This window comes from Pseudomonas sp. PSB18 (assembly GCF_014596565.1).
Taxonomy (GTDB): Bacteria; Pseudomonadota; Gammaproteobacteria; order Pseudomonadales; family Pseudomonadaceae; genus Aquipseudomonas.
In genome coordinates, this window is the sequence record NZ_NOIN01000005.1 from 1 (window position 1) to 25,180 (window position 25,180).

Here is a 25,180-nt window from a genome sequence, read left to right on the forward strand (position 1 = left end):
AACGGCTACGGCCCCACCGAAAACACCACCTTCACCACCACCCACCGCATCACCCTCGAGGATGCATTGGCGGGCGATATTCCCATCGGCCGGCCCATCGGCAACACCCAGGTCTATGTCCTTGACGAGCAGTGCCAGGCACAGCCCATCGGCGTCGCTGGCGAGCTGTACATCGGTGGCGACGGGCTGGCCCTCGGTTACCTGAACCAGGCGCAATTGAGCGAAGAGCGCTTCGTTGCCAATCCTTTCACCCCCGGTACGCGGCTGTACCGCACCGGTGACCTGGTGCGCTGGCGCGCCGACGGCGTGTTGATGTTCCTCGGACGCAACGATCTGCAGGTCAAGGTCCGCGGCTTTCGCATCGAGCTCGGGGAAATCGAAGCGCAGCTCAAGGCTCTGCCTAGAATCACCGAAGCGGTGGTGCGGGTCGACGCCCAGCAGCGTCTGCTGGCCTATTTCAGCGCGCCCCAGGCTCAACAGCCCAATGAACTGCGGGCCCGCTTGGCCACGGTATTACCCGACTACATGCTGCCGGCGGCCTTTGTGCACGTGGAAGCTTTTAGCCTGACCGCCAACGGCAAGCTCGACCGCCGCGCCCTGCCCGAGCCCAGTGAAAACCATTTCGCCCTGCAGCGCTACGAAGCTCCCGAGGGGCCGGTGGAAAGTCGCCTCGCCGAGCTCTGGGCGCAAACCCTCGGCGTGCCGCGGGTGGGACGCCAGGACAATTTCTTTGCCCTGGGCGGGCATTCGCTGATGGCCGTGCAACTGGTCGAGCAATTGCGGGCCGAAGGTTGGCACCTCGACATCGGGACCTTGTTCACTGCGGCGAACCTTCACCATCTGGCCCTGCTGCTCGAACACCCGGTGAGCCCAGCCGAACCCCACGCGCCTATCATTGTTTCGGGCATCGCCCCGGACTGCCCGCGCATCACCCCGGACATGCTGCCCCTGCTCAGCCTGCCGCAAGCGCAGATCGACTCGGTCGTCGCGGCTGTCGAAGGTGGCACGGCCAACGTCCAGGACATCTACCCGCTGGCACCTCTGCAAGAAGGCTTGCTATTCCAGCACCTGTTGCAACCGGATGACGACGCCTACCTGTTGCGCGCCACCCTTGCCTTCGACAGCCACGAGCGACTGCAAGGCTTCGTCGCGGCGTTCGACCAAGTGATCGCCCGCCACGACGTCCTGCGCAGCGCGGTGCTCTGGGAAGGTCTGGACGAGCCGGTGCAGGTGGTCTGGCGTAGCGCGAGTCTGCCGGTGCAACAGCTCGCCGACGGTGAACGGTTCAGTGACCAGTCGCTGGACATCCGACGCGCGCCCCTGGCGCGGGCCTTCGTGCGCTTCGACAGTGCGACACAGCACTGGCAATTGCAACTGGTCCATCATCACCTGGCGATCGACCACGCCACCCTGGGATTGCTGTTCGCCGAGGTTCGTGCGCTGATGCTCGACCCGCATCGCCATCTGCCCTCGAGCGTGCCGTTTCGCCAGTTCGTCGCCCAGGCGCGCCAGCCTCACCGCCAGGCCAGCGCCGAGGCTTATTTCCAGCAGCTGCTCGGCGACGTCAGCGAGCCGACCCTGCCCTACGGGCTGCATGACGTACAAGGTTCGGGCCGCGATAACCGCGAGGCCCAGCGTACGCTGGAACCTGCCCTGGCCCTGCGCTTGCGACGGTTGGCCAAAGCCTGGGAGGTCGGTGTCGCCAGCCTGTTCCACCTGGCCTGGGCCCTGTTGATCGGCAAGTCCAGCGGCCGTAACGAGGTGGTGTTCGGCACCGTGCTGTTCGGCCGTTTCAGCGCCGGCGAACAAGCCGAGCGGGCGCTGGGCATGTTCATCAATACCTTGCCGCTGCGCATCGACCTCGACGCGCCGTTGCACACGGCCCTGCGGCAGACCCACGGCCGGCTGGTCGAACTGCTGGCCCACGAACACGCGCCTCTGGCGCTGGCGCAACGGTGCAGCGCCCTGCCCGCCCAGACGCCGCTCTTTTCGGCGCTGCTGAACTTTCGTCACAGTCAGGCTCAACGCAGCGCACAACCGGCGTTCGCGCTGCCGGGGGCGCACTGGCTGGGCAGCGAGGAGCGCAGCAACTACCCGTTCAGCCTGTCCGTGGACGACCTCGGCGACGGTTTCGCCCTGACCGGGCAGATCCATCACTCGGTGGACGCCGAGGTGGTGTTGGCCCATATGGTCCAGTCCCTCGAAACGCTGGCACGAAACCTGGAATCGACGCCGGCAATACGGGCGTGCACCTTGGACACATTGCCCGCCGCCGAGCGCGAGCAGGTCCTGAACGGGTTCAACTCCACCCACCGGGCGCACCCGCGCGACACCCTGCTGCATCAACCCTTCGAGCAGCAGGCGGCGCTGCATCCCGACCGGCTGGCGGCGCAGATCGATAGCGCCGAGGAGACGTCGCTCACCTATGCGCAACTCAATGGCCGCGCCAACCAACTGGCCCATGCCTTGCTGGCTGCCGGCGTATGCCCGGATGACCGGGTTGCGATCTGCCTCGAACGCGGCCCCCTGCTGCTGGTGGCCATGCTCGCCACCCTGAAGGCCGGCGCAGCCTACGTGCCGCTGGATCCGGCCTACCCGGCGGCGCGCCTGCTGCACATGCTCGAAGACAGTGCGCCGCGCCTGGTGCTCACCAGCCAGGCCGCGCACGGGCGCCTGCCGACGTCCCCAGACGCAGCCCATTGGCAGCTGGATTCGCCGCCGCTGGCGGACCGCCTGGGCGCCCTGTCCCTGGACAACCCAAAGATCCCGGACCTGACGTCGGCGCACCTGGCCTACGTGATCTACACCTCCGGCTCCACGGGCCTGCCCAAAGGCGTGATGATCGAACATCGCAACGCCTGCAATCTGCTGCATTGGGCACTGGATAATTTCCAGGTCGAAGAGATGCAACTGAGCCTGTTCGCTACCTCGATCAACTTCGACCTGGCGGTGTTCGAATGCTTCGTGCCACTGGCCGCCGGCGCGACTCTGCAACTGGTGGACAACGCCCTCTCCCTGGTGGCGCAGCCACGGGCCGTGACGCTGATCAACAGCGTGCCCTCGGCGGTGGAGCAACTGGCGAGGATCGACGCCATCCCCGCCACCGTCCGCGTCATCAACCTGGCCGGCGAACCGCTCAAGGCTGCGCTGGTGGAACAGTTGTTCAACCGCAGCGCGGCGCGTCGGGTGTGCAATCTCTACGGCCCGACCGAAACCACCACCTACTCCACCTGGCTGTCGATGCGCCGCGAAGACGGCTACCTGCCCGGCATTGGTCGCCCCCTGGATAACACCCGGATTTACCTGTTGGACCCGCATCGCCAGCCCGTGCCGCTGGGTGTGGCCGGGGAGATCTACATCGGTGGCGCCGGTGTCGCGCGGGGCTATTTGAATCGCAGCGAACTGACCACCGAACGCTTCCTGCCCGATCCATTCGTCGACGATCCCGCGGCGCGCATGTACCGCACCGGCGACCTCGGTCGCTGGCGGGCCGACGGTCACCTGGAGTACCTGGGGCGTAACGACTTCCAGGTCAAGGTGCGCGGTTTCCGCATTGAACTGGGGGAAATCGAGGCCCAGTTGCTGGGCCTGCCGGGCGTGCGCGAAGCGGTGGTGGTAGCGCAACCCGCGCCGTCCGGCGCCCCGCGCCTGGTCGCCTACCTGGTGGCCGAGGATGCCCACGGGCCAGTTCCCGACACGGCGGCTGTACGCGCCCATCTGGAACAACACCTGCCGGACTACATGCTGCCCGGCGCCTGCATTGTCCTGGAGCGCCTGCCACTGACGCCCAACGGTAAACTCGACCGCCAGGCCCTGCCGATGCCCGGCACCACCCTCGTCGACGGCATCAGGCAACCACCTCGCGGTGACACTGAACAACGTCTGGCGGCGATCTGGGCACAGGTGCTCGGCCAGCCGGACATCGATCGCGAGGATGATTTCTTCAGCCTCGGCGGGCATTCGCTGCTCGCGGTGCAACTGCTCGAACAACTGCGTCGCAACGGTTGGAACCTGGACATCCGCAGCGTCTTCGAGCGCTCGACCCTTGCCGCTCAGGCCCGGCGCCTGGAAGCACTCGACAGCAGTGCCGCGCCCGAGGCCAGCGTCAGCGCCATTGCGCCCTCCTGCTCGCGCATCACCCCCGAGATGCTCGACCTGGTGGCGTTGTCCCAGGCGCGTATCGACCAGATCGCCGCACAGGTGCCCGGCGGTGCCGCCAACATCCAGGACATCTACCCGCTGGGCCCGTTGCAGGCAGGCATGCTCTATCACCACCAGGCCCAGCGCGACGGCGATCGCTACGTGCTACGCAGTTTGCTGGCGTTTACCGACGAGGCCTGCCTGCAACGGTTCTGCGCGGCGCTGGAACAGGTCATTGTTCGGCATGACGCGCTGCGCACCCTGGTGCTCTGGGAGGATCTGGACGAGCCACTGCAGGTGGTCCTACGGCACGTCGCGTTCACGCCCCGACGCCTGGTGCTCGACGGCGAGGATATCGTCGCCCGCTTGCAGGCCAGCGCCGACCCGCGCCATTTCCGTCTTGACCTGCGCCAGGCGCCGTTGATCGAAGCGCGCGTGGCCTTTGACGCGGTCAATAACCGTTGGCTGCTGTTGTTGCTCCATCACCATGTGGTGGTGGATCACACCTCCCTGGAGTTGATGGTCAAGGAAATTGCCCTGATCGAAGGCGGTCGTCAGGCCGAGCTGCCCGTGCCCACCAGCCCCCGCGACCTGGTGGCCCAGGCACGGCGCCCGGAGGTGATGGACGCCGCGGGCAAGTTTTTCAGCGAGCAACTGGGCGACCTCGACGAGCCGACCCTGCCTTTCGACCTCGACTTGCATGCCGATCCGCGCTGGCAGGCTCTGGAACACCGGCAAGCGTTGACCCCGGACCTGGCGCGCCGGCTGCGCCAACAGGCCCATGCCCACGGCGTGAGCGTGGCCGGCATCTGCCACTTGGCATGGGCGCTGGTGCTGGGGCGCCTCAGCGGTCGCGATGACGTGGTATTCGGCACGGTACTGTTCGGGCGTCTGCAAGCCGGTGCCCATGCGGACCGGACCCTGGGCCTGTTCATCAACACGTTGCCGTTGCGCGTGCGCCTGCAAGACAGCACCAACGCCGTGCTGCAAAAGGTCCAGGACGCCTTGAACGGTCTGCTCTGCCACGAACAGACCCCACTGGCGCTGGCCCAGCGATGCAGCGCGGTGCCGGCGGGCACGGCCCTGTTCAGTGCGCTGTTCAACTACCGCTACAGCCATGCTGGGCAAGCGAACATCCCCCAGGCGATGCCGGGAATGACCCTGCTGCACAGCGAAGAACGCACCCACTACCCCTTCAACCTGGCGATGGACGACCTGGGCGAAGGCTTCGAGCTCACCGCCCAGACCCATCCCGAACACGCGCCCGAGCGGCTCGTGGGGTTCATGCTGCAAGCCCTCGATTCGCTGGTAGAGGCCCTGGCACAGCCAGGCGACACACCGGTGCAGCAATTGCGCGTGCTACCACCCCAGGAAGAGGCGCACCTGGACCGCTTCAACCGGTCGCCCACGGTTGCGCCCGAAGGTACGCTGGCGCAGCGATTTGCCGAACAGGTCGCGGCGACGCCGGACGCCTTGGCGGTGATCGACGAGCATCAGTCCCTGACATTCCGTGAGCTCGACCGGCAAGCCAGCCGCCTGGCCCATCACCTGCTGGACCAAGGGCTGCGGCACGGTCAGTTCGTCGCTGTCTGCCTGGAGCGCCAGGCGCATGCGGCGGTCGCCCTGTTGGCGGTGTGGAAAGCCGGCTGTGCCTATGTGCCGATGGACCCCGACTACCCGGCCAGCCGCCTGGCCTATCTGCTGGACGACAGTGCCCCCGCGGCACTGATCACCCAGGAGCAGGTGCGCAACCGGCTGCCCGCCTTCACGGGCGGACCGTTGATCAGCCTCGACGCCCCTGGAGAACGTGGCTGGCTGCACGCTCCAGCAGAGGCAGAAACCGCTCCAGGCCCGCAGCCGGCTGACCTGGCGTACATGATCTACACCTCCGGTTCCACCGGACAGCCGAAAGGTGTCATGGTCGAGCACCGCTCGGTGCTCAATCTGTGGGCCGGCCTGCGCCAGCGTCTGGACAACCTGCCCGCCAACAGCCGCTGCTCACTCAATGCGTCGATGGCCTTCGATGCCTCGGTACAGCAGCTTTGCCAATGGCTCAGTGGTCACTGCCTGGTGCTGATCCCCAAACGCATACGGCTGGATGCCGGGGCGCTGCTGGATTATCTGCACCAACAGCAAGTCACCCTGTTCGATTGCACGCCGAGCCAGTTGCAAGCCCTGCTCAAGCACCGGCAAGCACAAGTCCAGCCACAGCCATTGCCGTCGCGCATCCTGCTGGGTGGCGAGGCGGTGCCCGCTGAGCTGTGGACACAACTTGCCAACGAAGCCGGCGTGCGGGTCCTGAACGTCTACGGGCCCACCGAGTGCACTGTCGACACCACCAGCGCCTGGCTCGATCAACACGCGCTGCCGAGCCTTGGACAGCCGCTGCCCAATACCCAGGTGCAGGTGCTCGACGCCCACGGTCGGCGCGTCCCGTTGGGGGTGGTTGGAGAGATTCATATCGGTGGCCGGGGCGTGGCGCGCGGCTACTGGCGGCGTGAGGCGCTCACTGGCGAACGTTTCCTCAGCGACCCGTTTACCCGCGAACCCGATGCGCGCTTGTATCGCACCGGCGACCTGGGCCGCTGGGAGTCGGATGGCAGCCTCAGTTACCTGGGACGCACCGACTTCCAGGTGAAGATCCACGGGCATCGCATCGAACTGGGTGAAATCGAAAGCCACCTCCTGACGCTGCCCGGGGTGCGTCAGGCCGTGGTGGTGGGCCGTGCCGATCGCCACGGTGTGGACCGGCTGATCGCTTACTTGCAGGGCGATACGCCGCCGACTCCAGGCCAGGCCCGCAGTGCCCTGAGCGAACATTTGCCCGACTACATGCTGCCCAGCGCCTATGTGCGCCTGGACCGGCTGCCGTTGACCGCCAACGGCAAGCTCGACCGCAACGCGCTGCCCGAGCCGGACGCCCAAGCGTTCGTGCAGACGCCCTATGAAGCGCCCCAGGGCGAAATCGAGGTTGTCCTGGCCGCCCTCTGGTGCGAGCTGCTGAATGTCGAGCGGGTCAGCCGCCACGACAATTTCTTCGCCCTGGGCGGCCATTCGCTGATCGCCATGGGGCTGGTCGAGCGCCTGCGCCAGCACAACCTGCGGGCCGACATCAGCCAACTGTTCACCGCGCCGACCCTCGCCGGTCTGGCGGCGGTCACCACTCCATTGAAGGAACTGCTCCTGTGACTGCGGATCAATTGCTGGCCTTGCTCAAACAACGTGGCGTCACCCTGTCCCTGCGCGGCGATCAACTGTCGGTGGTGGCCGACGACGAAGTCCTGGCCGACCAGGCACTGATCGCACTGCTGCGCAGCCACAAACCGGCGCTGATCGAAGCATTGCGCCAGCCCGCGACCCCGGTGGCCCGGACCAGCGGACTGCCCGTGGGGACCACTCACATCACCCCGGAGATGTTCGACCTGTGTCAGCTCGATCAGGCGCAGATCGAAAGCATCGTTGCCGGCGTGCCCGGTGGCGCGGCGAATATCCAGGATATCTATCCCCTGGTGCCGTTGCAGGCCGGCATTCTGTTTCACCATCTTCTGCAGTCGCATGGCGATACTTATTTGCTCCACGTGTTGCTGGCCTTCGACGATGAGGCCTGCCTGCGGCGCTTCATGGAAGCCTTGAACCAGGCCATCGCCCGTCACGACATCCTGCGCACCGCGCTGGCCTGGGAAGGCCTCGACGAACCGGTGCAGGTGGTCTGGCGCCAGGCTCCGCTGACCTTGGAGCGCTTCACTACGGGCCAGGCCGATGTCGAAGCCGCGCTGCGAGCCCATACCGATCCGCGTCGGCAACGCCTGGACCTGCGCCAGGCTCCACTGATGCGCGCAGTCGCCGCCGAGGACGCGGCCGGCGGGCGGTGGCTGTTGCAACTGCTGCACCATCACGCGGTGATGGATCACACCTCCCTGGAGCGGCTGGTGGGGGAAGTCGCGGCGATCCAGCGAGGTCGCGTGGACCAATTGCAGGCGCCACAGCCATTTCGCGATTTCGTCATGCGCGCCCGCCAGGGCTTGAGCGAGGCGCAACACACGGCGTTTTTCAGCGAATTGCTGGGCGATATCGACGAGCCCACCGCACCGTGCGGCCTGCTCGATGTACGCGGGGACGGAAGCCAGGTGCAGACGTTGGAGGCGCCGCTGCCGGTGGCGTTGAGTCGGCGCATCCGCGAGCTGTCGCGGCGCCTGCACGTCAGCAGCGCGAGCCTGTTCCACCTGGCCTGGGCGATGGTGCTGGGCAAGACCAGCGGTCGCGACGACGTGGTGTTCGGCACGGTGATGTTCGGGCGCTTGTCGGGCACTGCCGAGGCCGCCACGGCCATGGGCCTGTTCATCAATACCCTGCCGCTGCGGGTACGCCTGGCAGTCCCCGTGGAGCAGGCGCTGCAGCAAACCCACACCCTGCTCAGTCGACTGATTGCCCACGAACACGCGCCCCTGGCCCTGGCCCAACGTTGCAGCGCCCTGCCCAACGGCACCGCGCTGTTCTCGGCGCTGCTCAATTACCGCCACAGCGCGGACAACGGCCAGGCGCCTGCGCTCGCTGGCATGCGCGTGCTCGGCGGCGAGGAACGCACCAATTACCCGTTCAACCTCTCGGTGGACGATCTCGGCGAGGGTTTCTCGTTGAGCCTGCAAATCGATCCCCAGGTCGGCGCCGCGCCGGTGCTCGGCTGGCTGAGCAGCGCACTGGAAAACCTGCTGGACGCCCTCGAACGGCAGCCCGACACGCTGGCCTGCCACCTTTCGGTATTGCCCGAGGCCGAACGCAACCGACTGCTGCAGACCTTCAACGCCACGGCCCGCGAACGGCCCGCCGAGGACTTGCTGCATCGAGCCCTGGAACAACAGGCCGAGCGTCAGCCCGAGGCCATCGCCGCACGTTTCGACGCCGCGGGCGGGGCCGCGCCGTTGACCTACGGACAACTCAACCGCCAGGCCAATCGCTTGGCCCACCTGTTGCTGCAAACCGGGGTTCGCCCCGACAGTCGCGTAGCGATTTGTCTTGAGCGTGGGCCGCACCTGCTGGTGGCCCTGCTGGGCATTCTCAAGGCTGGGGCGGCCTACGTCCCGCTGGACCCGGCCTACCCCCGCGAGCGCCTGGCGCACATGCTCGACGACAGCACCCCGCGGGCGTTGCTGACGGTCGCTGCGCTGCAATCGAACGTGGCCGTCGGCGGTGGCTGCACGCTGCTGTGCCTGGACGATCCGCAGACCGAGGCGCGTCTCGCCGAACAACCTGCCGACAATCCGAAACCCGTGCAACTGGGCCTGGGTGGGCATCACCTGGCCTACGTGATCTACACCTCCGGCTCCACCGGCACCCCCAAGGGCGTGATGATCGAGCACCGCAACGCCTGCAACCTGTTGAACTGGGCACTGCACGCCTTCGACGCCGCCAGCCTGCGCGACAGCCTGTTCGCCACGTCGATCAACTTCGACCTGGCGGTCTTCGAATACTTCGTGCCGCTGGCCGCCGGCGCGACCCTGCACGTGGCCACCAATGCCCTGGCGCTGCTCGACCGCCCCGTGCCGGTGACACTGATCAACAGCGTGCCTTCGGCGCTCGATGCGCTGGTCGGCGCCCAGGCGATTCCCACGTCGACACAGGTGGTCAACCTGGCGGGCGAACCCCTCAAGCAGGGACTGGTGGAGCAAATTTTCGCCAACAGCGCCGTGCAGCGGCTGTGCAACCTGTATGGCCCTTCGGAAACCACCACCTATTCGACGTGGGTGTCCATGGACCGTGACCAGGGTTTCGTGCCGGGCATCGGCCGGCCGCTGGACAATACCCGGGTGTACCTGCTCGACGCCCATCGCCAGTTGGTGCCCTTGGGGGTTAGCGGGGAAATCTACATCGGTGGCGCCGGGGTGGCGCGGGGCTACCTGAATCGGCCGGCGCTGACCGAAGAGCGTTTCGTCCAGGACCCGTTCGCCAACGAAGCCGGTGCGCGAATGTACCGCACCGGCGACCTCGGTCGATGGACGCCCGACGGGCAGTTGTTGTACCTGGGTCGCAACGATTTCCAGGTCAAGGTGCGTGGCTATCGCATCGAATTGGGCGAAATCGAAAGCACCCTCAGCCGGGTGCCGGGGGTGCAGCAGGCAGTGGTCACTGCCCGCCAGGACGTGCCAGGCGACCCACGCCTGGTGGCGTACTGGGTGATGCAGCCCGAGGCCCCGGTGAGCGAGGCGCAATTGCGCGATGCCCTGGCCGCGGCGCTGCCCGAATACATGCAGCCCAGTGCCTATGTGGCCTTGCCGGCGCTGCCCCTGACCCCCAATGGCAAACTCGATCGCAGTGCCTTGCCGGCCCCGGATCAGGTTGTCGACGGCCATTTCGAGGTGCCCCAGGGCCCATTGGAAACCCAACTGGCGGCGATCTGGGGCCGCCTGCTGGGCTTGGCGCAGGTCGGCCGCCAGGCACACTTTTTCCAGTCCGGGGGGCATTCACTGCTGGCCGTGCAACTGGTTTCCCAATTGCGCCAACAGCTGCGGATCGAGCTGCCCCTGGCCAGCGTTTTCGAGCACCCGACCTTGCAACAGCAGGCGCGAGCCATCGAAGCCTTGGCCGCGTCCGGCCGCCTTGGCGCTGCGCCGATCCCGGCCGTTGCCCGGCAGGCGCCGCTGCCGTTGTCGTTCGCCCAACAACGCCTTTGGTTCATCGCCCACCTGGATGCCCAGGCCAGTGCTGCCTACCACATGGCCGGCGGTCTGCGCCTGCGCGGCGAATTGCATGAACCGGCGTTGCGCGCCGCGCTGTCGCGCATCGTCGAGCGACATGAAGCCCTGCGCACCCGGTTCATGACCGAAGGCGGCGAGCCCTGCCAAGTCATCGACCCGCCAGCAGATTTCGCCCTGCGCAGTGTCGACCTGCGGGGCCAGCCCCCCATGGCGTTCCAGGCTCACTGCGTCGAAGCCGCCGAAGCACCTTTCGACCTGGCACGTGGCCCGCTGATCCGCGGCTGTCTGTTGCGCCTGGCCGACCAGGAACATGTGCTGCTGGTGACCTTGCATCATATCGTCGGCGACGCCTGGTCACTGGGCGTGCTCACCCGTGAGCTGAGCGAACTCTATCGAGCGTTCATCCAGGATCGCACCGATCCGCTGCCGCCACTGGCCAACCAATACGCCGACTACGCGCTGTGGCAGCGCTCTCCCCGTCAGGTCCAACGGGTCACCGAACAACTGGACTACTGGCGCGCGCAACTCGCCGACGCTCCGGCGTTGCTGCAGTTGACGCTGGACCGGCCGCGCCCGGCGCAACAGGATTTCACCGGCGCCAGTCTCGAAGTGAGCATGGAGGCGGCATTGGTGCAGGCCCTCAGGCAACTGAGCGAGCGCCATGGCAACACCCTGTTCATGACCGTGCTGGCCGCCTGGTCGGTGGTCCTGGCGCGCCTTTCCGGGCAGGATGACCTGGTGATCGGCTCGGTGCTGGCCAACCGCACCCGCGCTGAAATCGAGCCGCTGATCGGCTTCTTCGTCAACACCCAGGCCCTGCGGGTGCGATTTGCCGATGTCGAGCGGGTGGACCAACTGCTGGCCCAGGTGCGACGCACCGCCCTGGACGCCCAGGCGCACCAGGACGTCGCCTTCGAGCAGGTGGTGGAGGCCCTGAACCCGCCGCGTTCGCTGGCCCACAGCCCGATCTTCCAGGTCATGTTCGCCTGGCAGAACGCGCCGCAGCCGAGCCTTGAACTGGGCGCGCTGGAGTTGACGCCGCTGGCCACCGCCGAAGACAGCGCCAAGTTCGACCTGACCCTGAACCTGCACGAGCGCGACGGCATGATCGCCGGCCGCCTGACCTATGCCACCGCCCTGTTCGACGCTGCCACCGTGCAACGTCATTGGCAGGCGCTGTGCACCACCTTGCAAGCCATGGTCAACGATGACCGGCAGACGCTCGATGGGCTGTCGATCCTCGGTGAAGACGAACGCTATCAGGTGTTGCACGGCTTCAATGACACGGCCCACGACTACCCCGCCGACGAGCCGTTGCACAGCCTCTTCGAGGCCCAGGCTCGCCGCCGGCCCGACGCCCCGGCGATCCAGGACGACGCCGGCGCCATGAGTTACCGCCAGCTCGACCAGCGCGCCGAGCAACTGGCTCACTGGCTGGCCGCCCAGGGCATTGGCGAAGGCGCCCGGGTGGCGCTGTGCCTGGAGCGTGGCCCGCGCCTGATCATGGCAATCCTGGCAATCCTGAAAAATGGTGCGACCTACGTGCCCATCGACACCGCCACCCCGGCGCAGCGCCAGCGCGCCCTGCTCGAGGATTGCGCCAGCGCCTGGTTGCTCGTTGACGAATGGCCAGACGCGCCGCTGGACGCTGCCATGGCATGCCGGGTACTGGTCCCGTGGGACTCGGACCTGTCCCTGGATGATGATGCGCCCCAGCGTCAGGTCAACGCGGCGCCGGCGAATGCCCCTGCCTACATCATGTACACCTCCGGTTCCACTGGCGTGCCCAAAGGCGTGCAAGTGCCGCACCGGGCCGTCACCCGACTGGTGCGCAACAACGGCTTTGCCGACTTCACCGCCCAGGACCGCATCGCCCTGGCCGCCAATCCGGCCTTCGATGCCAGCACCCTGGAAATCTGGGGTGCGCTGCTCAACGGTGGCTGCCTGGTGGTCTGCCCGCGCCAGACCGTGCTCGACGCCGAGCGATTGAATGAACACCTGCTGCGCCACGAAGTCAGCGTGCTGTGGCTCACCGCCGGGTTGTTCCACCAGTTCGCCGACGCCCTGGCGCCGGCCTTCGCCGCCCTGCGTTTGCTCATGGTCGGCGGTGATGTGCTCGACCCGCGCTGCATCGAGCGGGTGCTGCGGCGCTCACCTCCGGGACAGTTGCTCAACGGCTACGGCCCCACCGAAAACACCACCTTCACCACCACCCACCGCATCACCCTCGAGGATGCATTGGCGGGCGATATTCCCATCGGCCGGCCCATCGGCAACACCCAGGTCTATGTCCTTGACGAGCAGTGCCAGGCACAGCCCATCGGCGTCGCTGGCGAGCTGTACATCGGTGGCGACGGGCTGGCCCTCGGTTACCTGAACCAGGCGCAATTGAGCGAAGAGCGCTTCGTTGCCAATCCTTTCACCCCCGGTACGCGGCTGTACCGCACCGGTGACCTGGTGCGCTGGCGCGCCGACGGCGTGTTGATGTTCCTCGGACGCAATGACCTGCAGGTCAAGGTCCGCGGCTTTCGCATCGAATTGGGGGAAATCGAGGCGCAACTCAAAGCTCTGCCTGGAATCACCGAAGCGGTGGTGCGGGTCGATGCCCAACAGCGCCTGCTCGCCTATTTCAGCGCGCCCGAGACTCAACAGCCCAACGAACTGCGGGCCCGCTTGGCCGCGCTACTGCCCGACTACATGCTGCCGGCGGCCTTTGTGCACGTGGAAGCTTTTAGCCTGACCGCCAACGGCAAGCTCGACCGCCGCGCCCTGCCCGAGCCCAGTGAAAACCATTTCGCCCTGCAGCGCTACGAAGCTCCCGAGCGGCCGGTGGAAAGTCGCCTCGCCGAGCTCTGGGCGCAAACCCTCGGCGTGCCGCGGGTGGGACGCCAGGACAATTTCTTTGCCCTGGGCGGGCATTCGCTGCTGGCGGTGCAGTTGGTCGAGCAGCTGCGGGTGGACGGTTGGGCCATCGATGTACGCACCCTGTTCGGCGCCCCCACGGTCGGCGCACTCGCGGCGATCCTGACCGAACACGGCGAGGCACCGGCCGATGCCCTTGACGTACCCGGCGGTCCCTTGCCGGCGGGCTGCACCCGGATCACCCCGGACCTCCTGCCTCTGGTGGACCTGACCCAGGCACAGATCGACCGGATCGTTGCCAATGTTGAAGGGGGCGCGGCCAACGTACAGGACATCTACCCCTTGGCCCCGTTGCAGGAAGGCCTGTTTTTTCATTATCTCTTGCAGGATCAGGGCGACACCTACCTGTTGCACACCACCCTGGCGTTTGACCAGGAGACCGGCCTGGATGCGTTCTGCGAAGCCTTGCAACGGGTCATCGAGCGTCACGACATCCTGCGCACCGCCCTGGCCTGGGAAGACCTGGACCAACCGGTGCAGGTGGTCTGGCGCTCCGCGCCGCTGCCGGTCGAGGTCCTGCGCATCACCCAGGACGATGCGCTGGCGCAGTTGCAAGCCCACACCGATCCCCGCCAGCGACGCCTGGACATTCGCCAGGCGCCGCTGCTGCGAGTGGTCAAGGCATTCGACGCCGCACAGCAGCGCTGGCTGTTGCAGGTCTTGCACCATCACTTGGTGCTGGACCACACCACCCTGGAGCGCATGGTCGAAGAAATCGTCCTGATTCAACAGGGCCAGGCCAGTGCACTGGGGGAACCGGTGCCGTTCCGCCGCTTCGTCGCGCACGCCCGGCGTGGCCAGGACAGCGTCCGGCAGCAGGCGTTTTTCCAATCGATGCTGGCCGACGTCAGCGAACCCACGGCCCCGTTCGGCCTGCTCGATGTGCAGAACACCGGCGCTCTCGACGAAGTGCGCGCCCCCCTCGAACCGACACTGGCGACCGCCCTGCGCCAGGTGGCGCGTCAGCATCGGGTGGGTGTGGCCAGCCTCTTTCACCTGGCCATGGCGCTGGTGTTGGGCAAGGCCACCGGCCGCGCCGATGTGGTGTTCGGCACGGTGTTGCTGGGGCGACTGCAAGGGGTACAAGGTGCCGACCAGGCATTGGGGGTGTTCATCAATACCCTGCCGCTGCGCATCGGTTTTGCACAGCATTCGGTGGTCGACAGCCTGCAACACACCCACCAGGCGTTGTCGGCGCTGCTCGAACACGAGCACACGCCATTGGCCCTGGCCCAGCGCTGCAGTGGCGTGCCGTCCGGTACGCCGCTGTTTTGCGCCTTGCTTAATTTCCGCTACAGCCTGGAAGACACCCCGCACCAGCAGGTGGAGGGCATGCGCGTGCTCAGCACCGCCGAGCGCACCAACTATCCCTTCACCTTTTCCGTGGACGACCTGGGCCAGGGTTTCAGCCTGACGGCGCAGATTGCCGGCACGGTGGGCGCGCAACGGGCCTGGAGCTTCATGCACTGCGCCCTGGCCAGGCTTGTCGAAGCCCTGGACACCGACCCGCAGCGGCTTGCCCGTTGCCTCGATATACTGCCGGCGCAAGAACGCCAGCAACTGGCGCGGTTCAACGCTACCCAGCGCGCTCAGCCCGAGCACGCCCTGCTGCACGCGCGCGTCGAAGCCCAGGCGCGTCTTACGCCTGCGGCCGTGGCGGTACGTTGCAAGGGTCGTGAGCTGACCTATGCCCAGCTGGAGCGTCAAGCCAATCTACTGGCTCGGCATCTGCAGGCACTCGGCGTCGGCCCCGACCAGCGAGTCGGTATCCATTTGCGCCGCAGCCCGGAACTGATCGTTGCGCTGTTCGCCGTGCTCAAGGCCGGCGGCGCCTATGTTCCGCTGGACCCGGCGTACCCGGCCCAGCGCCTGGCCTACATGCTCGAAGACAGCGCCCCGGTAGCAATCCTGGCGATGGGCGATGCGCCACTGACGCTGCCCCTCGCCAGCGATTGCCAGCGCCTGAACGTCGACGAGGTGCTGCACGGCTACGACGCACCGCAGGGCGACGCGCCGTTGGGCGCGGGGCTTGAGCCCCATCACCTGGCCTACATGATCTACACGTCCGGTTCCACCGGGCAGCCCAAGGGCGTGATGATCGAGCACCGCAACGCGCGCAACTTCCTTGATTGGGCACTGCGCAGTTTCAGTGCGCAAACCCTCGAACGTAGCCTGTTCAGCACCTCGATCAACTTCGACCTGTCGGTGTTCGAATGCTTCGCACCACTGTCCTGTGGCGGCACCCTGGAATTGGTGGACGATGCCCTCGCCTTGCTCGACCAGCGCCCGGACCTGAGCCTGCTCAACACCGTGCCGTCGGCGCTCGACGCGCTGCTGCGCGCCGATGCCCTGTCGGCTTCGCTGGAGTGCGTCAACCTGGCCGGCGAGGCGTTGTCCCGGACATTGGTGGAGCGGTTGTTCGCCGATAGCGCGGTGCGCCAGGTCAACAACCTCTACGGCCCGACCGAAACCACGGTCTATTCGACCTGGGTGTCGATGGACCGTGACCGTGGGTTCCAGCCGCACATCGGCCGGCCCATCGACAACACCCAGGTGCATGTCCTCGACGAGGCCCTGCAACCATTGCCGGTGGGCGTGCCGGGCGAGCTGTACATCGGCGGTGCCGGCGTCGGGCGCGGTTACCATCGCCGCCCGGAGCTGACCCGGGAACGCTTCCTGGCCGACCCGTTCAGCAGCGACCCGACGGCGCGGCTGTACCGCACGGGCGACCTGGGCTTTTGGGACGCTGAGGGGCAGCTTCACTACCTGGGACGCAACGACTTCCAGGTCAAGATCCGCGGTTTCCGCATCGAACTGGGGGAAATCGAAGCCGCCTTGCTGGCACAGCCCCAGGTCGGCGCGGCGGCGGTGCTGGCGCTTGCGCGCGAGGGCCGCGAGCCGGCGCTGGTGGCCTACGCCGTGGCAGCCGCCGATCATGGACCGCTGGTCGCAACGGACCTTCGCGACGCCCTGACCAAGGTTTTGCCGGGGCACATGGTGCCGGCCCTGATCGTGCCGCTGGACACCCTGCCGTTGACGCCCAACGGCAAACTCGACCGCGCGGCCTTGCCGCGCCCAGGCGAAGACGCTTGGAGTACCCAGGCCTACGAGGCACCGCGTGGCGAACAGGAAGGCCTCATGGCTGAAATCTGGTGCGACCTCTTGGGCGTGGCCCGGGTGGGTCGACACGATGATTTCTTCGAGCTGGGCGGGCATTCGCTGCTGGCCGTGCAATGGGTTTCGCGGGTGCGCCAGCGCCTGGGTCTGGAACTGCCCCTGGCCACCCTGTATGCACACCCGAGCGTGGCCGGACTGGCACCGCTGCTGGCCAACGCGACACGCAGCGCCCTGACCGGCATTCCGGTATTGCCGCAGGCAGCGGCGCGACCCTTGTCGTTCGCCCAACAGCGTCTCTGGTTCATCGCACGCCTGGACGCCCAGGCCAGCGCCGCCTATCACATCAGCGGCGCCCTGCAATTGGACGGCGAGCTGGACAAAAACGCCCTGCGCAATGCCCTGGAGCGTATCGTCGAGCGTCACGCGGTGCTGCGCACGCGGTTCGTCGAGCAGGACGGCGAGGTCCGGCAAGTCATCGATTCCACCCCGCGCTGGAATTTCGAACGGGTGGAACTGGCCGAAGCCGCCGACTTGCAACCCGCCATGGCCCACGAAGCCGCCCGTCCCTTCGATCTGAGCGAGGGTCCGCTGCTGCGGGTATGGTTGGCGCGCCTGGGTGCTCATCGCCACGTGCTGCACGTGACCTTGCACCACATCATCGCCGACGGCTGGTCCATCGGCGTGCTGATCGACGAGCTCTCGGTGCTGTACAAAGCTTTCCACGGCAACGCACCCGACTCGCTCGCGCCTCTGGCCATTCAATACGCCGACTACGCCGCCTGGCAACGTGAGTGGTTGGCCGGCGAGCGTGGCGCCAGGCAATTGGCCTATTGGCTCGACCACCTGCGCGAGGCCCCGGAACGGGTCGACCTGCCCACCGACCGCCCGCGGCCGCCGCGCCAGGATTTCGCCGGCGCGCGCCTGGAGGTGGCCCTGGATGAGCCCACTGCTTCGGCGCTCAAGGCGCTGGGGCGGCGCCACGGCACATCGCTGTACATGACGTTGTTGGCCGCCTGGGCCGTGGTGGTGGCGCGCCTGTCCGGCCAGGCACGGGTGGTGATCGGCACCCCGGTCGCCAATCGCACCCGCAGTGAAGTGGAGCCGCTGATCGGCTTTTTCGTCAACACCCAGGCACTCTGCGTGGACCTGAGCGGCGCGCCGCAAGTCGGCCAGTTGCTGGCCCAGGTCCGCGAGCATGCCTTGCAGGCCCAAGCCCATCAGGACGTTCCGTTCGAGCACGTGGTCGAGGCGCTCAACCCGCCGCGTTCACTGGCCCACACACCGGTATTCCAGCTGATGTTCGCCTGGCAGAACGCGCCCCGCAGCAGCCTGGACCTCGACGGCTTGAGCCTCACGCCCCTGGCCGGCGAGCAGACCACCGCGCCGTTCGATCTTTCCCTGGAGCTCTACGAAGCCGAGGAACGGATCATCGGCGGGCTCAACTACGCCACCGCCCTGTATGACTGCGCCAGCGTCAGCCGGCATTGGTCTTACCTGGTCCAGGTGCTGCGTCAGTTCATCGCCGACGATCGCCAGGCGGTCACGCACCTGGCATTGGTCGACGCCGGCGAACGCCAGCGCCTGCTGCACCAGCTCAACCCGGCGCCGACGCCATTTCCTGAGGCGAGCTGGGTGCACCGCCCCTTCGAGCGTCAAGCGCTGCTGCAGCCTGACGCCATTGCCGTCGAACTGCATGGGCGCGGCTTGAGCTATGGGGAACTTGACCGCCAGGCCAACCACTTGGCCTGGGCAATGATCGACCAGGGCGCAGGGCCCGGCCAACGCGTGGCCATCCACCTGCCCCGTAGCCTGGAAATGGTGCTGGCCCTGGTTGCCACGCTCAAGACCGGGGCGGCCTACGTGCCGCTCGACCCCAGCCAGCCGATTGCCCGTCGGCAAGGCATCATCGACGATTGCCAGCCTTGCCTGCTGCTGTGGGACGCTGAGCGCGTCGAGGCCTTGCAGACTGGCGAAGGCTGCCGCACGTTGCCCGTCCGCCTCTCAGCCACCATGACACCCGCCCCCGCCGCACCACCGCTGGCGCAACCGCGCCCGGACGATCTGGCGTACGTCATGTACACCTCCGGCTCTACCGGCCTGCCCAAGGGCGTCGCCATGGGGCATCTGGCCCTGAGCAACCTGTTGACCTGGCAGGCAGGTCAGGCGTTGCCCGGTGCCGCGCGCACCCTGCAATTCGCCGCGCTGGGCTTCGACGTGGCCTTCCAGGAAATGTTCTCCACCCTGGGCAGCGGCGGTACTTTGGTGCTGCTGGACGAGGCCCGGCGCCTGGATCTCGCCGCCCTGCCGCAATGGCTCTGCGATAGCCGCATCGAACGCCTGTTCCTGCCGTACATTGCCCTGGCGGCACTGGCCGAGCGCTGGAGCGAAGCACCGCTGGCGTTGCCGGCGCTGCGCGATGTGATCGTCGCCGGCGAGGCCTTGCGCATCACCGCGGCGCTGCGCGCGTTTTTCCGCCAGCATCCCCAGGCACGGCTGCACAACCACTACGGTCCGACCGAAACCCATGTGGTCTGTGCTCATACTCTGGGCGATGACCCCGAGCAATGGGCCGACGTACCGGTGATCGGCCGTCCGATTGCCAATACCCAGGTGTGCCTGCTGGACGCCCATGGTCAATGGGTGCCCCAGGGCGCGGTGGGTGAGTTGCATGTAGCGGGTCCGGCCCTGGCCCAGGGCTACCTGAATCGACCGGACCTGACCGCTGAACGCTTCATCGATCACCCCCTCGACCAATGCGGCGGAGCACGCCTTTACAAAACCGGCGACCTGGCGCGCTGGACCGCCGAAGGCACCTTGCAATACCTGGGACGCAACGACTCGCAGGTCAAGATCCGCGGTTATCGGGTCGAGCTGGCCGAGGTGGAAAGTCGCCTCGATCAAGTGCCCGACATTCGCGAATCGGTGGTCGTCGTGCAGCCGGGCGAACATGGGGAGCCCCGCCTGGTGGCCTACTTCAGCGCCGCCCAAGCGCTGTCGCCACTGGCGCTGCGTAGCCAGTTGAGCGAACGCCTGCCGGAGTACATGCTGCCAAGCGCCTTCGTGCAACTGGCGAGCCTGCCGCTGACCGGCAATGGCAAAGTCGATCGCCTGCGCCTGCCGGCCCCGACGCCTGAGTCATTTGCCCAGACGCCCTACAGCGCGCCGCAGGGCGAGCTGGAAGTCAGTCTGGCGGCGATCTGGAGTGAACTGCTTGGCGTCGAGCCGATTGGCCGGGAGGATGACTTTTTCGCCCTCGGCGGGCATTCGCTGCTGGCGTTGCGTTTGCTCGCTCAGGTCCGCCATCGATTGGGCCTGGAAGTGCCGCTTTCGGCGGTCTTCGCCCAGCCGCGCCTGCACGCCTTGGCCAGGCTGCTTGGCGGCTCCGTCCACAACAGCCAGGAGCCGTTGCCGGAGGCTGATCGCAGTCAACCGCTGCCGCTGTCGTTCGCCCAGCAAAACCTCTGGTTGATCCAGCAGCTCAATCCGGATTCGACAGCGGCCTTCAACATGCCGGCCGGTTTGCGCTTGCGCGGCCAGTTGGATGAAGGCGCCCTGCGCCGGGCCCTTGACCGCATCGTGGCGCGCCATGAGAGCCTGCGCACGCGTTTCGTCAGCCTGGCCGGACAAGCGCGGCAAGTCATCGACCCGCCCGCCGCCTTGCCGCTGGACAGCCTGGACCTGAGCGCAGCCGGCGCGACGGATTGGCAAGCCCATTGCGCCGAAGAAGCCGGCCGGCCCTTCGACCTCACCTGCCAATGGCCGGTCCGTGCCCGCCTGCTGCGTCTGGGCGCTGACGACCACATCCTGCTGGTGACCGTGCACCACCTGGTCTCGGACGGCTGGTCCATGGGGGTACTCACCGACGAGTTCTCCCGTCTCTACCAGGCCTTCAGCCAGGGTCGCGACGATCCATTGCCAGCGCTGGCGCGCCAGTACGGCGACTACACCCTGTGGCAACGCCACTGGTTGCAAGGCGCTCAACTGCAGCGCCAGCGTGCCTATTGGACTTCACACCTGGGCGCCGCACCGACCTGCGTCACCCTACCCACCGACCGGCCACGTCCGCCGCGGCTGGATTACGCGGGGGCCAGCTTGCCGGTGCACATCGACGCGGAACTGACCCAGGGTCTCAAGACCTTGAGCCAGCGCCATGGCGTTACCTTGTACATGACCTTGCTGGCCGCCTGGTCCGTGGTGATCAGCCGCCTCTCGGGCCAAGCCCGGGTGGTCATCGGCTCCCCCGTCGCCAACCGTGCCCGGGTCGAGCTGGAACCGCTGATCGGCTTCTTCGTCAACTTCCAGGCCCTGTGCATCGACCTGGACGAAGGGCCGCGGGTCGACGCGCTGCTGGCCCAGGTCAGGGCGCTCGCCCTCGCCGCCCAAGACCATCAGGACTTGCCCTTCGAGCAGGTCATCGAAGCACTCAACCCTCCGCGGTCGCAGGCCTATAACGCGGTTTTCCAGTTGATGCTGGCCTGGCAGAACGCGCCCCGTGGGGAGCTTGACCTGGGCAACGGCTTGCAGCTCGAAAGCGTTGGCGCGCCCGTGACCACGGCCAAGTTCGACTTGGCGCTGGACGTCCATGAGACTGACGGAGTGATCGAGGGCGGTTTCAATTACGCCACTGCGCTATTCGATGCCGCCACCGTGGCGCGCCATTGGCATGCCCTGTTGGCGGTGCTGCGGGCCATGGTCGCCGACGACCGACAGACCGTGACCAGCATCGACTTGCTCAGCCGGGCCGAGCGCCAGCAGTTGCTCGACGGTTTCAACCCGGTGGTCCGCGTGACGCCGGCGACGGGCGAACGCCTGCACCAGCGGTTCGAGGCCCAGGCGGCGCGCCGAGGCGACGCCATAGCACTCCAATACGGCACGCAGACCCTCAGTTATCGGGCGCTCAACCAGCGCGCCAACCGCCTGGCTCATCGCCTACGAGAGCTGGGTGTGGGCCCGGACAGCCGCGTGGCGATCCACGCCGAGCGTGGCTTGGACATGCTCGTGGGCATCCTGGCCAGCCTCAAGGCCGGCGGCGCCTATGTGCCGCTGGACCCGGTCTATCCCGCACAACGCTTGAACTTCATTCTTGACGACAGCAGCCCCCGGGTGATGCTGACCCTCGGGGCATTACCGCCGGCGCTACAGGTGCCTGCCGCCTGCACGGTCCTGTCCCTGGACCCGCACCACGGGAACTGGAGCGAACAGCCCGGGACAGACCTGCCGGCCGATCCCCAGGCCAGCGATGCCGACCTGGCGTACATCATTTACACCTCCGGTTCCACCGGCGTGCCCAAGGGCGTAATGGTTGAACACCGCTCGGTACTACGGTTGTTCAGCGCTACCGAAGGCTGGTTCGGGTTCAACGAACGGGACGTCTGGACGCTGTTCCATTCCTTCGCGTTCGACTTCTCGGTCTGGGAAATCTGGGGCGCGCTGCTGCATGGCGGCCGGCTGGTGGTGGTGCCGTATTTGACCTCACGCAGCCCGCAGGACTTCTACGACCTGCTGGTGGAGGCCGGCGTCACGGTCCTCAACCAGACCCCCAGCGCCTTCTATGCCTGGATGAAGCAGACCCGCGCCGAGCCCCATCACCTGCGCTGCATCGTGTTCGGTGGTGAAGCCCTCGACGGCGCCGCGCTGCGGCCCTGGTTCGCGCGGCCGGACAGCCACCGTACACAGCTGGTGAACATGTACGGCATCACCGAGACCACGGTGCACGTCACCTATCAACCGATCGAGGCCGCCGACTGCAACACCGACGCCGGACTGGTGCCCATCGGCCGGCCGATCCCGGACCTGCGGATCTACTTGCTCGATGAACACGGCGAGTTGGTGCCCCAGGGCGTGGTCGGTGAGATCCACGTCGCCGGACCCGGCCTTGCCCGGGGTTACCTGAACCGACCGACCCTGGATGCCGAACGCTTCCAGCCAGCGCGGTTCGCCGGAAGTCGCGGTGAGCGGCTCTACAAGACCGGCGACCTGGCCCGCTGGACCGCCGACGGCCGGTTGCAGTACCTGGGCCGTAACGACCAGCAGGTCAAAGTGCGCGGCTTTCGTATCGAACTGGGGGAAATCGAAGCGCGTCTCGTGGCGCTGGAGGGCGTGCGCTCGGCCGTGGTGCTGGCGCGCCAGGACGAACCGGGGGATCCGCGCCTGGTCGCTTACCTGCTGGCCGAGCCGGGTGGCGACCTGGCACCGGGGGCGCTGCGCGCTGCCCTGGCCGAACAGCTGCCCGCGCACATGCTGCCCGGCGCCTATGTGCAGTTGCAAGAATGGCCACTGACTGCCAACGGCAAACTGGATCGGCGTGCCTTGCCGGCGCCGGACCGCCAGGCCCTGCAGCAACGCCCCTACACTCCGCCGCGCGGAGCCACGGAAACCTGCCTGGCGCAGCTGTGGTCGCAGTTGTTGGGGGTCGATCAGGTCGGCCGTGACGACAACTTCTTTGCCCTCGGCGGACATTCGTTGCTGTTGGTGCAACTGCTCGACGGTCTGCGTGCGCAAGGCCTGGACGTCACCGTTGGGGCGCTGTTCAACGCCGAGGACCTGGCTGCACTGGCCCGTCAGGTAGTGACGCGGGACGCCGCTGATACCCAGGGCCTGTTGTGCATTCGTCCGGGCAGCGGCCGCCAGCCGCCACTGTTCTTCATCCACGAAGGCACCGGTGAGGCGCTGCCATATGAACGGCTGGCCAGCCACCTGGACCCGGAGCTCGGTCTCTACGCCGTGCAGGCCGCGGCCGAGCTGGAAGACGGTGTCGACAACCCGACCCTCGCCAAGCGCTACATCACGCTGTTGCGCGCTGTTCAGCCCGACGGTCCTTATCGGCTGGCGGGCTGGTCGGCCGGCGGTGTGCTGGCCTATGAAATGGCGCGTCAACTGCTGGGCGAGGACGAGCAGGTGACGTTCCTCGGCTTGATCGACAGCAGCCAGCCAGGGGCGCTACGGGCACCGGTGTTGCCCTTCAGCCTCGACGAAAGCGAGCTACGCGAGCAATTGCTTGGCTACCTGGCCACCCAACAGGTCGATGAGGACCGGCAGGTGCCATGGCACAGCGGCCTGGACCTCGACGCCGTGCTCGCCACGGCGCGCAGCCGAGGTTGGTTGCCGCCCGCCTTCGATCGCCCTGCACTGATCCGCCGGGCGCGCTTGAACCTGACCTTGCGCAACGCCATGGTTCGCTACCGGCCGGCGCCACTGGGCTTGCCCGTGCATCTATTCAGAGCGGTTTCGACGCGTCCCGAGTTGACCGGTGCCCGGGACCTGGGCGCCGACTGGCGAACGCTGCTGGGCGCGGACTTGGTAGAACAGCGGATCGCAGGCGATCACTGGTCGATCATGCGCGATCCGACGCATCTGCAAGGCCTGGCGGCTGCGCTGGAGCGGGCACTGGCGCAGAGCGAGGCGCATCCGCTTGAACCTGCCGCCAGCCGTGCCAGCCTGACGTTGCAAACCGGTTCGCCCAACGCGCCTTGCCTGTTCATGGTGCCGGGCGCAGGCGCCAACGTGAGCAGTTTCGTGCCGTTGGTGCGCCAGTTGGACGCGCGGTTGACGGTGATCGGGCTGCAAGCCCGTGGCCTCGATGGCCGCAGCGAACCCCATGGGTCGGTGCAGGCGGCTGCCAGCGCCTACGTGCGAGAAATCCGGGCCCAGGTGCCGCACGGCCCCTACTACCTGCTGGGGCATTCGTTCGGCGGCTGGCTGGCCCTTGAAATTGCCCGCCAACTGCACGCGTGCGGCGCGCAGGTCGCACCGGTGTTGCTGATCGACAGCCGTGTACCGGGCAAGCGCATGGCCCGCGATGCCCGCGAGGCCTTGGGGCGCTACGTGGCGTTGCTGGAACTCGACGCCGGATGCAGCCTGGCGCTTGATCTGGACACCCTGGCGAATCAGGAGCCGGAAGAACAATGCGCCACGCTGCTGGGGCGCATGCAGGCTGTCGGTTTGATGCCGGCGCAGGCCAGGGCCACGTCACTGCGCGGCCCGCTGCGGGTGTTCCAGGCCAATCTGGCGACGGACTACCAGCCGACATCGGCCTACCCGGGCCCCGTCGTACTGCTGCGGGCCGAGCATGGCCGCCAACCCCCAACGCCAGTCGAACAGCACTGGAATGCCGTTGCCCTGGACTGCCAGCAATGCGTGATCGCTGACTGCGATCACCTGTCGATCCTCAAGGCACGAGCGGCACCTACCCTGGCCGCTCACCTACGCCACCATTGGCCCGCGCTGGAGGCGCCGTTATCCCATGAAGATTGACACAGGCTCAGCCACATCCGCTCCCCGAACCGGGCGCGAGCTTGTTCCCGAAGCGG

General features: G+C 67.1%; 1 protein-coding gene and 3 pseudogenes. All 4 read left to right on the forward strand.

Annotated features, from left to right (window positions below; all coding sequences use genetic code 11):
• The coding region (locus CGA22_RS13630; RefSeq protein ID WP_188258618.1) for a non-ribosomal peptide synthetase at positions 1-7,329 on the forward strand (7,329 nt) is incomplete at its 5' end.
• Positions 7,326-7,478 (forward strand): annotated as a pseudogene (locus CGA22_RS27470) (hypothetical protein); the annotation flags it as partial. The gene CGA22_RS13630 and the pseudogene CGA22_RS27470, both read left to right, overlap by 4 nt.
• A gap of 48 nt (positions 7,479-7,526) precedes the next feature.
• Positions 7,527-13,871 (forward strand): annotated as a pseudogene (locus CGA22_RS27475) (amino acid adenylation domain-containing protein); the annotation flags it as partial.
• Between the two features lie 66 nt (positions 13,872-13,937).
• A pseudogene (locus CGA22_RS27480) lies at positions 13,938-25,124 on the forward strand (amino acid adenylation domain-containing protein); the annotation flags it as partial.
• Between the last annotated feature and the right edge of the window lie 56 nt (positions 25,125-25,180).